General features: G+C 73.3%; 10 protein-coding genes. 5 read left to right on the forward strand and 5 right to left on the reverse strand.

The genetic code is table 11. The features are described from left to right. Nucleotides 1-10: 10 nt before the first annotated feature. From ACI2L3_RS38225 to ACI2L3_RS38240, 4 genes are all read right to left on the reverse strand, one after another. Entirely contained in the window at nucleotides 11-2,260 is a 2,250-nt protein-coding gene (locus ACI2L3_RS38225; protein ID WP_404757069.1) for a molybdopterin cofactor-binding domain-containing protein, read from the reverse strand. Between the two features lie 44 nt (nucleotides 2,261-2,304). Beyond that, entirely contained in the window at nucleotides 2,305-3,042 is a 738-nt protein-coding gene (locus tag ACI2L3_RS38230; protein WP_404757070.1) for a GntR family transcriptional regulator, read from the reverse strand. Beyond that, nucleotides 3,039-4,529 (reverse strand): nucleobase:cation symporter-2 family protein, encoded by a 1,491-nt coding sequence (locus ACI2L3_RS38235; RefSeq protein WP_404757071.1) that lies wholly within the window; start codon nucleotides 4,527-4,529, stop codon nucleotides 3,039-3,041. The genes ACI2L3_RS38230 and ACI2L3_RS38235 overlap by 4 nt, the downstream gene beginning before the upstream one ends. A 112-nt stretch (nucleotides 4,530-4,641) precedes the next feature. Next, nucleotides 4,642-6,384, reverse strand: coding sequence for an amidohydrolase family protein (locus ACI2L3_RS38240; RefSeq protein ID WP_404757072.1), 1,743 nt, complete (start codon nucleotides 6,382-6,384; stop codon nucleotides 4,642-4,644). A gap of 267 nt (nucleotides 6,385-6,651) precedes the next feature. Between ACI2L3_RS38240 and ACI2L3_RS38245 the strand changes: the two genes are divergently transcribed. The 3 genes from ACI2L3_RS38245 to ACI2L3_RS38255 all read left to right on the forward strand — a co-directional run bounded on the left by ACI2L3_RS38245 (nucleotide 6,652) and on the right by ACI2L3_RS38255 (nucleotide 9,151). After that, nucleotides 6,652-7,446: an SDR family NAD(P)-dependent oxidoreductase gene (locus ACI2L3_RS38245; protein ID WP_404757081.1), complete on the forward strand. Its 795-nt coding sequence runs from the start codon at nucleotides 6,652-6,654 to the stop codon at nucleotides 7,444-7,446. A 163-nt stretch (nucleotides 7,447-7,609) separates the two neighbouring features. Then, nucleotides 7,610-8,620, forward strand: a complete 1,011-nt coding sequence (locus ACI2L3_RS38250) for an alpha/beta fold hydrolase (protein ID WP_404757082.1) — start codon at nucleotides 7,610-7,612, stop codon at nucleotides 8,618-8,620. Nucleotides 8,621-8,746: 126 nt separating this feature from the next. Beyond that, nucleotides 8,747-9,151, forward strand: coding sequence for a hypothetical protein (locus ACI2L3_RS38255; RefSeq protein WP_404757073.1), 405 nt, complete (start codon nucleotides 8,747-8,749; stop codon nucleotides 9,149-9,151). On the opposite strand, the gene ACI2L3_RS38260 is transcribed toward ACI2L3_RS38255, so the two are convergent. Beyond that, nucleotides 9,138-9,935, reverse strand: a complete 798-nt coding sequence (locus ACI2L3_RS38260) for a hypothetical protein (RefSeq protein WP_404757074.1) — start codon at nucleotides 9,933-9,935, stop codon at nucleotides 9,138-9,140. The genes ACI2L3_RS38255 and ACI2L3_RS38260 overlap by 14 nt on opposite strands. Before the next feature lie 339 nt (nucleotides 9,936-10,274). Here ACI2L3_RS38260 and ACI2L3_RS38265 point away from each other — a divergent pair, with 339 nt between their 5' ends. Both ACI2L3_RS38265 and ACI2L3_RS38270 read left to right on the forward strand, forming a co-directional pair. Then, nucleotides 10,275-12,041 (forward strand): dihydroxyacetone kinase subunit DhaK, encoded by a 1,767-nt coding sequence (locus ACI2L3_RS38265; protein ID WP_404757075.1) that lies wholly within the window; start codon nucleotides 10,275-10,277, stop codon nucleotides 12,039-12,041. Nucleotides 12,042-12,108: 67 nt separating this feature from the next. Beyond that, nucleotides 12,109-13,005 carry a GNAT family N-acetyltransferase gene (locus tag ACI2L3_RS38270; RefSeq protein WP_404757076.1) on the forward strand — a complete coding sequence of 299 codons (897 nt, stop codon included), beginning with the start codon at nucleotides 12,109-12,111 and terminating at the stop codon, nucleotides 13,003-13,005. The last annotated feature ends 93 nt before the right edge of the window (nucleotides 13,006-13,098 follow it).

A 13,098-nucleotide genomic window follows, 5' to 3' on the forward strand; every position in this document is an offset into this window, starting at 1 on the left:
AGGGCCCGCCTCACCTCCCTTCCGTGTCGTGGGGATGCTCGGGCCCGGTGATGTCCTCGGGGCGCACCGGCACCTTGGTCAGGTCCAGGCCCGTCGCGTCGCGCAGCGCGTTGACGATCGCGGGCGTCGACGACAGGGTCGGCGGCTCGCCCACCCCGTTCAGGCCGTACGGGGCGTCCGGGTGCGGCACTTCGAACAGGTCGATGGGGACGGCCGGCATGTCCGCGATGGTGGGGATCAGATAGTCGGTGAAGGACGGATTGCGCACTCGCCCACCGGAGACCCGCAGCTCCTCCATGAGGGCGAGGCCCAAACCCTGCGCGCTGCCGCCCTCGATCTGCCCCTCCACCGCCAGGGGATTCATCGCTTTGCCGACATCCTGCGCGGTGGCCAGCTCCACCACCTTCACCAGGCCGAGGTCGGTGTCCACGTCGACGACCGCCCGGTGTGCCGCGAACGCGAAGGCGATGTGCGCGTCGCCCTGCCCGCGCTCGGGGTCGATGGGGCGCGTGCGTCGGTGCGCGAACTCGTACTCCGCCTCCAAGGGCCCGTGCGCCGCGAGGAGTTCGGGGAGCGGGCGGTCGCCCAGACCGGCGAGCCGTTCCCGCAGCTCCTTGCACGCGCCCTGGACCGCACCCCCGCTCATCCAGGTGATCCGCGACGCGGACGCCGAGCCCGCGTCGCCGACCCGGGTGTCCGCAGGGAGGACCACGACCCGGTCCACGCCCAGCTCGGTGCGGACGATCTGCGCCTGCACGGTGACGATGCCCTGTCCGCACTCGGCCGCCGCCGTGTGGATCTCGGCGACCGGTTCGCCGTTCACGAGGGAGAGCCGCACGCGGGCCACCGAGCGGTCGTCGACGCCACCGGAGAAGCCGATCGCCTTGACCCCGATCGCGTATCCGACGCCACGCCTGACGCCCTCGCCGTGCGAGGTGTTGTTGAGCCCGCCGGGGAGACCGAAGGGGCCCTCGGCGGTGGCCGGGAGCGGGCGGGCGCGGAGCCTTTCGAGGAGTTCCGCGGCGGGCGCGGGCCCGTCCACCGCCTGCCCGGTCGGCAGTACGGTCCCGGTCTTCATGGCATTGCGTACGCGTAACTCGACCGGTTCTACGCCCAGTTCGCGCGCCAGCTTGTCCAGGTTGGACTCCACGCCGTAGCAGGACTGGACGGCCCCGAAGCCGCGCATCGCCCCGCAGGGAGGGTTGTTGGTGAAGACGGAGTATCCGTCGATCTCGACGTGCGGCACCTCGTAGGCGCCCGCGGCGAAGTACGAGCCGTTCGCGATGACGACCTGCGACGTGGAGGTGTACGCCCCACCGTCGAAGAGCAGCCGCGCCCTGACGAACACGAGCCTGCCCTCGCGCGTGGCACCGTGCTCGAACCACATCCGCGCCGGATGGCGGTGCACATGGCCGAAGAAGGACTCCTCGCGGTGGTAGCTCATCTTCACCGGGCGGCCCGTGCGCAGCGCCAGCAGCGCCGCGTGGATCTGCACCGACACGTCCTCGCGCCCGCCGAACGCGCCGCCCACACCGGACAGTGTCAGCCGCACCTTCTCGGGCGGCAGACCGAGCGCCGCGCACATCTGGTGCCGGTCGTCGTGGAGCCACTGCGTGGACACGTACACGTCCACGCCGCCGTCCTCGCCCGGTATCGCGAGCCCCGCCTCCGGGCCGAGGAACGCCTGGTCCTGCATCCCGACCTCGTACGTTCCCGAGACCACCACGTCCGCCGAGCCCCGCGCGGCGGACAGGTCCCCGTGCCGGATGCGGACGTGGCGTACGACGTTGCCCCGCCCGCCGTCGACGCGCCGCTCGTGCACCAGTGGTCCCGTGCCGGCGAGCGCCTGCTCGGGGTCGGTGAGCGCGGGCAGCTCCGCGTACTCCACCTCGATGAGGCGCAGCGCCCGGCGGGCCGTCTCGGGGTGGTCGGCGGCCACCAGGGCGACCGGCTCGCCGTGGTAGCGCACACGGTCCCCGGCGAGCACCGGCTGGTCGGCGACCTTCATCCCGTACAGCCGCCGCCCCGGCACGTCCTCGTGGGTGAGCACCGCCACCACGCCCGGCAGCCGCCTCGCCCGGGTGGCGTCCAGGCGCAGGATGCGGGCGTGGGGGTGCGGGCTGCGCAGGGTCGCGCCCCACACCATGCCGTCCCAGCGCAGGTCGGACGCGTAGGCGAAGTCGCCACGGACCTTCAGCCTGCCGTCGGGGCGCCGGACGCTCTCGCCGACGCTGCGGCGCACACCGGTGGCGGTGTCCACGGGCAGTCACATCCCTTCGCTGGTACGGGTGATGGGCCGCGCGGCTACGCGATGGGGCGTACCGCCCGGCGCTCCGTGTCCTGCGCCGGGTCCGCCGTCACCGCCTGGGAGAGACGGGTCCGCAGGCGCCTGATGTGGTCCCGGGCGGCCTGCTCGGCGGCGTCCGGGTCGCCCGCCGTCATCGCCTCGAAGATGCGCCGGTGCTCGTCGACCGCGAGCCGCGGCGCCTGCGGGCTGCGCCACAGCGAGTGGAGGGCCAGATGCGCCTTGCCCTGAATGGTGTCGAGGGCGGCGGTCAGATGGTCGTTGCCCGCCGCCGCGCGGATCAGCCGGTGGTACGCCATGTCCATCTCGATGTGCGCCTGCTCGTCGAACTCCGACGCTACGACGGCCTCGTGGCGCTCCAGGAGACGGCTCAGCTCGTCCACCGTCGCGGCGTCAAGACGCTCCGTGGCCAGCCGCGCCGCCAGACCCTCCATCACCTCACGCACGACATAGAGCTGACGCACGTCCTCGATGTCGACCGTGGAGACGACGGCGCCCCGGTGGGCGGCGTGCGTGGCGAGGCCGTCGTGGATGAGCCGCTGCACGGCCTCACGGACGGGGCTGCGGCTGATACCCATCTGCACGGCCAGCGCGGGCACCGAGAGGGCGTCGCCGGGGCGCAGCCGGCCCGCGAGCACGGCGCCCTTCAGCTCGTCGTACGCCCGCTCCGCCAGCAGGCTGCCCGCCGCCACCGGATTCACCGCCCGCTGCGTGGACATCCCCAACTCCCTTGTCATGGCGCCTCCTTGGCCGGTGTACCGGACCCGGCCACCTGTTCTTCATGTTGCATGTAATGTTCCGGCCGGTCAATGGAGCGGGCGCCCTTCTCCTCCTGACCCGGGGGCTTCTCCTGTCCCGGCAGCCTCAGATGGTGGAAGAAGAGGTTGAGCAGCACCGCCGTGAGGGTGCCAAGGATGATGCCGCTCTCGAAGAGCGCATGCAGCTGCCGTCCCGGCATCTGCTCGGCGAACTGCGGGAACGCGGTCGGCAGGAAGCCGACGCCGACACTGGCCGCGACGAGGATGGTGTTGCGCTGGTCCGTCAGGTCCGCCTGGCCGAGTATCTGCACCCCGACCACCGCGATCGTCGAGAACAGCACGATCGTCGCGCCGCCGAGCACGGCCGTCGGCATCGCCGCCACCACGGCCCCCACCTTCGGCATCAGACCGAGCAGCATCATGATCACCCCGCTCGCCGCGACGATCCAGCGCGACTTCACCCGGGTCAGCTGGATCAGCCCGATGTTCTGCGAATAGACCGTGCTGGGAAAGGAGTTGAGAGCTCCGGCCGCGGCCGTGGCAAGGCCGTCGGCCCGCAGGGCGCGGGTGACGTGCCGGCCCGACACCTCCCGGCCCACGATCCGCCCCACGGCGAAGAACTGCCCAATGGACTCCACCGCGATGATGACCATGACGAGGAAGACGGAGAGCACGGCGACCGCGTCGAGCCGTGGCGCGCCGTAGTGCAGGGGCGCCGCCACACCCAGCCAGGCGGAGTCCCCGATCCCGGAGAAGTCCGTACGCCCCGCGAGCGCGGCGACCACCGTGCCGACGGCGAGTCCGGCGAGGACGGCGACGGTGGCGAGAAACCCCCGCGAGAGCTTGTTGCAGAGCAATATCGCGGCCAACGTGACGGCAGCGAGGCCCAGTTGGGAGGGCGAGCCGAAGGAGCTGGCCGACGGGTCGCCGCCGCCGACCTGCCGCGCGGCCACCGCGAGCAGGGTGATGCCCACGATCGTGACGATGGTGCCGGTGACCAGCGGCGGGAAGAACCGCACCAGTCTGCTGAAGACGGGCGCGATCACGAACAGCGCAAGACCGGCGGCGATCACCGCGCCGAACACCGTCGGCAGCCCCGCCTTCGCACCGCCCGCCGCGAGGCCGACCGAGACGAGCGACGGGACGGCGGTCGTCGACGTGCCCTGGACGACCGGCAGCCGGATGCCGATCCCCGGCAGCCCCACGGACTGCAGCAGGGTGGCGATGCCGCAGGTCAGGAGCGAGGCGTTGACGAGCAGGCCGATGTCGTCGCCCGACAGGCCGATGCCCTCGGCGACGAGTAGCGGCATGACCACGGCACCGGCGTAGAAGGCGAGGACGTGCTGCAGGCCGTAGACGCCGAGCCGCCAGACGGACGGCACGGCTTCGACGGGATCCGGAGCTGCCTCGGCCTCTTTCCGGTGCGGTGCGCGGCTCCGGTTCCGGGTCCGATTCCAGTGCGGCATGTGCGTTCTCCCTCCGCCCGAGGGCCGTGACCCGACGGGGCGTGACTTGTGGCGCACGTACGGGGCCGCGGACGGGCAGCCGGAGAGGCGTCGGCGGGCCGAAGCGGTGACGTCAGGGGTGGCTCCGGTGCAGCCACGGCGTGCGCAGACCGCCGAAGGACGCCCGCTCCACCAGGTGTTCGGCCCGCTCCTGGACCTCGGTGAGCAGCGCTTCCTCGTCGACCAGCGGGCAGCGGCCGTCCTCGAAGACGATCCGCCCGTCAACGATCGTCATGTCGACGTCCGCGCCGCGCGCCGCGTAGACGAGCGTCGCCACGACGCGGTGCAGCGGGCGCAGATGCGGCCGGTCGAGGGCGACCACGACGAGATCGGCGGGCGCGCCGACGCACAGCGAGCCCGCGGTGACGGGCGGGGGCTCCGTGTCGACGTGCGTGGGCTCTGCGGTGACGTGCGGGGGTTCCGCGCTGACGTGCGGGGGTTCCGTGTCGACGTGCGTGGGCTCTGCGCCGATGTGCGTGGGCTCTGCGTCGATGTGCGTGGGCTCTGCGCTGACGTGCAGGGGGTCCGTGTCGACGTGCGTGGGCTTCGCGTCGACGTGCGTGCGCCGCGCGTCAACGTATGTGGACTCCCCACCGATGCATGTGGGCTCCCCGCCGACGTGCGTGGGCTCCGCACCAACGTGCCTGCGCCGCGCGTCGACGTGCGGGGGCTCCCCACCAACGTGCGTGCGCCGCGCGCCGACGTGCGCGGACTCCCCACCCCCGCGCGTGCGCCGCGCGCCGACGCGCAGGCCCCCCGCACCCGCCGCGGCGTACCTGCCGCCCTCGCGCGTGGCCAGCTCCAGCACCTCCTCGGCCCGTAGCGCGGCCGGGTCCGAGGTGTGCTGGCGCTGGGCGAACAGGGCCTGCTTCATCACCTCGAACATGTCCTGCCGGTGCCCCGCGGCGGGCCCGTCCGTGCCGAGCGACACCACGGCCCCGGCCTCCCGCAGCGCCCGCAGCCGCATGACCCCCGAGGCGAGGTAGGCGTTGGACGCCGGATTGTGGGCGACCCCCGCCCGGCGCTCGCCCAGCCAGGAGATCTCGTCGTCGTCCAGCCACACCGCGTGGGCGAGGGTCGCCCGCTCGTCGAGCAGCCCCGCGCGTTCGAGCCACTCCACAGGACGCAGGCCGTACGCCTCCCGATAGCTCGACGGATCCTTCGCCCCCTCACAACAATGCGTGTGCCAGCGCGTGTTGAACTCCTCGGCCAGCGCCACCGAGCCGGTGACCAGCTTCTGGTCCACGTAGCTGAGGTTCAGCGGGGCGGGCCACACGCTCACCCTCGAACCCGGCGGACGCCTGGACAGGCACTCCCGGGTCAGCTCCAGCTCCTCGGCGGTGGAGTAGCGGAACAGTTCCTCGGGCAGGCGCCGGGCCGCCGCCACGGCCGTTCGGTCGCCCAGCATGCCGCGGGCGACCGCGCCGCGCAGGCCCGCCGACTCGACCGCGTCGGCCACGGCCAGGACCGTCTCGGCGTCCGTGGGCGCGTAATGGTTGTCGACGACCGTCGTGATGCCCGAGCGCAGCGCCTCCACCGCGCCGAGCGTCGCCGCGACCCGGGCGTCGTCCGGGCCCACGGCGATGGAGTACGGCCACATGAACTCGCACAGCCACGGCCAGATGGGCAGTCCCTCGCCCAGGCCACGGGCGAGGGACTGGAACAGATGGGTGTGGCCGTCGGTGAAGCCCGGCAGCACCGCCCGGCCCCGGCAGTCCACGGTCCGGACCGCCCGCCAGGCCGCGTCGATCTCGGCCGCGGGCCCCACGGCCGCGATACGGCCGCCCACGACGGCGACCGACCCCGGCTCGTACACCGCTCGACGGTCGTCGACGGTGACCACATGGGCGTGGGACAGCAGAAGATCGCACGGGCGCGGCCGCCGATCACTCGGTTGATCACTGGTGTGTGTCACGGAGCCCCCGGTTGTTCGACGGCATGTTCCATATTGCATGTAACGTATTCCGGCCACCGGGCGTGTCAACCCCCGCCGCAGTGAACGGACTTGGCGTATGACTGGGGGAGGGGGATGGACATCGGGGTGAAGCACCCCGCCCGGAAACCGCTCCAGGAGGTACGCACCGTGCTCGTCGATCTCTCCGGCAAGACCGCGCTCGTCACCGGATCCACTCAGGGAATCGGGGCGGCGATCGCCGTCGGTCTGGCGCGGGCGGGCGCCGAGGTGGCCGTCAACGGGCGGTCCCGCGACTCCGTGGACGCCGCCGTCGACCGCCTCAAGGGAGAGTGCGGCGGCGCCGGGTTCCTCGCGGCGCCGGGGGACATCTCCACCGACGAGGGCGCGGCGCAGGTCTTCGACGCCGTGCCGCGGGCGGACATCCTCGTCAACAACCTCGGCGTCTTCGGCGCCGAGCCCGCCCTCGACATCACCGACGCCGAATGGCGCCGCTACTTCGAGGTCAACGTCCTGACGGCGGTGCGGATGATCCGCCACTACCTGCCGGGCATGAAGGACCGTTCCTGGGGGCGGATCCAGAACATCGCCAGCGACTCGGCGCTCGTCACGCCCGCGGAGATGATCCACTACGGCACGTCGAAGACCGCGCTCCTCGCGGTGAGCCGGGGGTTCGCGAAGGAGGCGGCGGGTTCGGGCGTCACCGTCAACTCCGTGATCGCGGGGCCGACGCACACGGGCGGCGTCGAGGACTTCGTCTACGAGCTGGTGGACCGGTCCCTGCCCTGGGACGAGGCGCAGCGGGAGTTCATGACCAAGCACCGCCCCCAGTCGCTGATTCAGCGGCTCATCGAGCCGGAGGAGATCGCGCACATGGTCGTCTACCTCAGCTCACCGCTGGCGTCGGCGACGACGGGCGGCGCGGTGCGGGTCGACGGAGGTTACGTGGATTCAATCGTTCCGTAGCCGTAGCCGTAGCCGTAGCCGTAGCCGTAGCCGTAGCCGTCATCGCCGTAGCCGCGCCGCCTTTGCCGAAACGGCAACGAAGATCGGCCCCCGGCGAAAGCGTGTCGCATGCTCCTCGTGGTCGTAGTCGCCGCCGGAGCCCCCAGGAGGGTCCATGCCGTCCATGCCCCTGCCCCTGCCCCAGACCTCACCCACCACGGACACCACGGACCGCACGCACCGGCTCGTTCCCTCGCCGGCAGGCCGAATCCACCTGGTGGAACAGGGCACGGGCCCCCTCGTCCTGCTGGTGCACGGCTTCCCGGAGTCCTGGTACTCCTGGCGCCACCAGCTGCCGGCCCTCGCCGCGGCCGGATACCGCGCGGTCGCCGTCGACGTGCGTGGCTACGGCCGCTCGTCGCGGCCCGCGGACATCTCCGCGTACCGGATGCTCGACCTCGTCGAGGACAGCGTCGCCGTGGTGCGCGCGCTCGGCGAGGAGACCGCGGTGATCGTCGGGCACGACTGGGGCGCCACCGTCGCCGCGCACGCCGCGCTCGTCCGCCCGGACGTCTTCCGCGCGGTCGGCCTGCTGAGCGTCCCCTACACGCCGCCGGGCGGCCCGCGCCCCAGTGAGGTGTTCGCGGGAATGGGCGGCGACGAGGAGTTCTACGTCTCGTACTTCCAGGAGCCCGGCCGCGCCGAGGCCGAGATCGAACCCGACGTCCGGGGCTGGCTCGCGGGCTTCTACGCCGCGCTCTCCGGCGACACCATGCCGGGTCCCGACGCGCCGGACCCGCACTTCGCGAGCCGCGGCGGCCGGCTGCGGGACCGGTTCCCGGCCGGGCGGCTGCCCGGCTGGCTCACCGGCAGCGACCTCGACGTGTACGCCGAGGAGTTCGAGCGGACCGGCCTGACCGGCGCGCTCAACCGCTACCGCAACATGGACCGCGACTGGGAGGACCTCACCCCCCGCTTCGCGGGCGCCCCGATCGCCCAGCCGTCCCTGTTCATCGGCGGCGCGCTGGACGCCTCGACCACCTGGCTCGCCGACGCGATCGCGGCCTTCCCGGACACGCTGCCCGGCCTGTGCTCCTCGCACATCCTCGACGGCTGCGGCCACTGGCTCCAGCAGGAACGCCCGGCGGAGGTCAACCGGCTGCTGGCCGACTGGCTCGCCGGCCTGCCTGGCTGACGGCCGTATCGTGACACCTGGGCGGGGACGGCGGGTCGACACGGGGGCGGGAGACACGGTGTGAGCGGTGGCGGTGGTGTTCGGCGTACGCGGGGGAGCCGGAGCGGAATCCGCAAAGTGCCGGCGGTGGTGGTGTGGGCGGCCGTCCTGACGGCCTTCGCCCTGCCGCTGCGCCACGCGCTCGTCGCCACCGACACCTACCTCTCCGGGTACTGGGCGACGGTCACCGACGGGGACGAACTGGACCACTTCGCGTGGCGGGACCCGCAGGGCCGCACGGTGCGCGGCGCCGTCCGGGGCGTCCCGGAGGACGGGGTGTGGGACGAGGAGGGGGAGGGGACGAGCAGCATCGCCGGCGACCGCGTCTGGGTGTCGGCGCAGGGCGTCGCCCACATCAGCGAGTCCCCCGCCCAGCAGGACATGGTCGTCGGGTACGCCGGGGCCGGGGTGGTCCTCGGCGTCGTGCTGCTGGTGTCGCGGGCCCGCCACCAGGCGCGGCGGGCCCCTCACGAGGCTCTCAGGGGAACGTGACGGCCGGATCCACCGGGCTGAGCACCAGCCAGCGCAGCGACGTGTCGCCGAACCGGCCGTAGGCCGCGACGCGCACGTCGACCGGGTCGGGCGCCACCAGCGGGAAGAACATGGGGAGCGCCTCGTCGTCGGGCGGGCCCACGACGTCGGCCGTGCGCTCCCACAGCTCGGCGACGCCCGGCTCGCGCCGGACGGTCTGCACCACCTCGTCCAGGCGCTCGTTGTCCGGCCAGCGCTGCCAGGCCAGGCGCAGCCGCCCGAGCAGCGGGGCGGCCCACTTCGCGTCCCAGTCGCGCAGCTGGTACCGGGCTTCGGCGGAGAACGCCCAGGTCATGGCGTTCGCGTCGGCGCGGGCCAGCCAGGGGCAGTGGCGCGCCGCCACGGCGTTGACGGCGAGCACGTCCCAGGCCTGGTCGCAGATCCAGCTCACCCGGCGCTGCTGGTGCAGCAGATCCAGCAGTGCGGCGTCGGGCCGCGCGCCCTCGGTCCGGTGCCGCGGGGGCTGGTGGCCGGTGCCTCGGTAGAGGGCGGTCGTCTGGCGGGCCGAGAGGTCCAGGATCCGCGCGACTCCGGCGATCATCTCGCGCGCGTACTTGCGGTCCTCACCACGCTCCAAAGCGCGGTACCAGCGTTCGGAGACCCCGAGCAGCAGGGCCATGTCGAGCTGGGTGAGGTAGCTGCGGTGGCCGCGGAAGGGGACGGGGCCGGGCAGCAGCGCGGGGTCGCGCGCCATCCGCCACGCCCGCAGCATCCGTCCGAGGTCCTCGCGTCGCGCGTCCAGCAACTGTAAAGACCTCGCAAAGATGAGCTGTCGTACGTGGAGTGCCGCGCGCCGTCAGCGGGTCGTCGCCCGCGTCGGTGCACGGTGTCAGCCTCGCACAAGGGCCCGACAACCGGCACGCGAGAGTGCCGGTATCCGGGAGTGCCGACCTTGGGACGGGGCGGACGGCCATGGTGAGCGCCGCGCCGCCCGGCGCGGCCGGAACTCCGCGGTGCCGGGCGGCAGGAGCAGTCGTACGTTGTACGTCTCACGCCCGTTGTACGCACGCCGGCCGCCCGCGTGCGCCACGCACCACCGCACCGCGTACGCCACGCACCACCGCACACCTACGGAGAGCCCCCGATGAGCCACTTCCTGCCGGAGACCGATGCCGTGCTGACCGCCGCCCGGGGCCTTGCCCTGGCGCATTCCGGGTTGATCGAGGTGAACAGCAGCCCGCTCTACCTGCGGGCGCGCGACGCCGACCCGGCCCGCACGGTCGCCCTGGTCTCCGGCGGCGGCTCCGGCCACGAGCCGCTGCACACCGGGCTCCTGGGGCGGGGCGGCCTGGACGCCGTCTGCCCCGGCGAGATCTTCGCCTCCCCGCACAACCGGCAGATCTACGAGGCGAGCGCGGCGGCCGCCAAGAGCGACGGCGTCCTGCACATCGTCAAGAACTACACCGGCGATGTGATCAACTTCCAGATCGCGGCGGAGCGTCTGCGGCACGACGGGATCCCCGTCGCCACGGTGCTCGTCGACGACGACCTGGCCACCGACAGCGTGGACAGCGCGACCGGCCGCCGGGGCACCGCCGCCACGGTCGTCGTCGAGAAGCTCCTGGGCGCGGCCGCCGACCGGGGCGCGAGCCTGGAGGAGCTCGCAGACCTGGGGCGGCGGATCGTGACCCGGTCCCGCAGCATCGCCGTCGCCGCCCGCGCCCAGACGTCACCCACCACGGTGAGCCCCGCGTTCGCCCTGGAGCAGGGAACCCTCGACTACGGAGTGGGCATCCACGGCGAGCGCGGCACCCGCACCATCGCCCGGCCCGCGACCGGCGACCTCGTCCGGCGCATGACGGACGACCTCCTCGACGCGCTGCCCGACGGCCCCGACGAGGTGCTCGCCCTCGTCAACGGCCTCGGCGCCACCACCGAGCTGGAGCTCAACGCCATCGCCGTGCTGCTGAGCGATGAACTCACCGCCCGCGGCCTCCGGCCGGTCCTCGTCGTGCCCGGCACGTTCACCGCGGCCCTGGACATGGCCGGCTTCTCCCTCACCCTCACGCGCCTGGAGGACGGCTGGGCCGAGCTGTGGACCGCCCCGACCCGCACCCCGCTCGTCCTGCCGCGCCCCTCGCTCGCCCCGGGCGAGCCCGTGTCCCCGGTGCGGACATCCGCGAGCTCTCCGGCTCCCGCGCCGGGCGCGGGCGGCGACCGCGCCCTGCTCGACCGCTACGCGCTCACCGTCACGCAGGTGCGCGACAACCTCACCAAGCTCGACCAGCTCGTCGGTGACGGCGACTTCGGCGACAACCTCGCCGGTGGCGTACGCCGCGCGGTGAAGCTGGCCGACGAGACCGGCATGGACGGCACCGCCGCGCTCGCCGAGGCCTTCCTCAACGACGTCGGCGGCACGAGCGGCCCCCTGTTCGGGCTCCTCTTCCAGCACCTGGCCGCCGCGTCGCCGGCGGACGGCGGAGCCCCGACGGTCGCCGCGCTCGCGGAGGCCGCCGCGGCCGGCCACGCCGCCATCCACCGGGTGGGCGGCGCGGTCCCCGGCGACTGCACGCTGGTCGACGCGCTCGCGCCGGCCGCGGAGTCGCTGGCAGCCGCACGGGAGAACGCCGATGCCGATGCCGATGCCGATGCCAGTGCCGAAGCCGCATCCGCCGATGGGGACGCCGACGCTCCGCTCACCGACGCCGCCCAGGCAGCCATCCGAGGCGCCCTGGCCACCGCGTCCCTGCGCCCCCGGCGCGGCCGCGCCAGCTACGTCGGTGACCACGCGCTGGGCGTCCCGGACCCCGGAGCCCTGGCCGTCGCCCTGCTCTTCATGGCCCTCGCGGACATCCACGAGCCCGCCACCGCCCCGCGCCTGCCCGCCCCCGGCCACATCACGGTGCCCTGATCCGAGGGAACCACCCGCTGGCCTCGGGCTTCATCCTCGGGCTCCATTCTCTGACTAAGGTCAGGGAATGGAGTTCGAGCAGACCCAGATCGATCAGGTACGCCGGTTCAATCGCGCCGTCACCCAGCGCGTAGGCGTGCTGCACGACAACTACCTCGGCCGCGACCGGCCCATCGGCGAGGCCCGGCTGCTCTGGGAGGTGGGGGACCAGGGGCAGGACGTACGCCGGTTGCGCGAGCGCCTCGGCCTCGACTCCGGGTACGTCAGCCGCCTGCTGCGCGCCCTGGAGGCCGACGGCCTGGTGTCGGTGGAACCGCACCCCGGCGACCGCAGAGTCCGCACGGTCCGGCTCACCGACGCCGGCCGCGCCGAACGCGCCCTGCTCGACGCGCGCAGCGACGACCTCGCCGTCTCCCTCCTGCAGCCGCTCAACACCGCACAGCGCGCCCGCCTGGTCGCCGCCATGGCCGAGGTGGACCGGCTGCTCACCGCCGGGACGGTGACCCTGGACACCGTCGACCCGGAGCACCCGGACGCCCAGTACTGCCTGCGCTCCTACTTCACCGAACTGCAGGAGCGCTTCGACACCGGGTTCGACCCCGCGCGGAGCCTGCTGCCCGACGCGGGCGAGCTGCGGCCGCCACGCGGTCTGTTCCTGGTCGCCAGGGCGCACGGCGAGCCCGTCGGCTGCGCGGGCCTCAAGCTGCCGGCCGACTCCCCGGCCGAGATCAAACGGATGTGGGTCGCGCCCGGGGCGCGGGGCCTCGGCCTGGGCCGCCGCTTCCTCACCGAACTGGAGGCACTGGCCGTCCGCCACGGCCGCGACGTGCTGCGACTCGACACGAACAAGGCACTGGACGCGGCGATCGGCCTGTACCACTCCTGCGGCTTCCAGGAGGTCCCGACGTTCAACGACGAGCCGTACGCCCATCACTGGTTCGAGAAGCGGATCACGGGCACCTAGGGCGTGTCTTTCGGATCAGCCCGGGCCCGCGACGCCTGGCACGGCGCCTCGCGGCGTTGTCGCATCACCCACGGACACCCGGTCCGCGGGCGA

It is taken from the genome of Streptomyces sp. NPDC029674 (assembly GCF_044903205.1).
Lineage (GTDB): Bacteria > Actinomycetota > Actinomycetes > Streptomycetales > Streptomycetaceae > Streptomyces.

Bases quoted from the DNA above. Each gene is read 5' to 3' on its own strand.
- ACI2L3_RS38270 (WP_404757076.1), top strand. From the start codon at position 12,109: ATGGAGTTCGAGCAGACCCAGATCGATCAGGTACGCCGGTTCAATCGC.
- ACI2L3_RS38235 (WP_404757071.1), bottom strand. From the start codon at position 4,529: ATGCCGCACTGGAATCGGACCCGGAACCGGAGCCGCGCACCGCACCGG.
- ACI2L3_RS38230 (WP_404757070.1), bottom strand. From the start codon at position 3,042: ATGACAAGGGAGTTGGGGATGTCCACGCAGCGGGCGGTGAATCCGGTG.
- ACI2L3_RS38250 (WP_404757082.1), top strand. From the start codon at position 7,610: ATGCCCCTGCCCCTGCCCCAGACCTCACCCACCACGGACACCACGGAC.
- ACI2L3_RS38265 (WP_404757075.1), top strand. From the start codon at position 10,275: ATGAGCCACTTCCTGCCGGAGACCGATGCCGTGCTGACCGCCGCCCGG.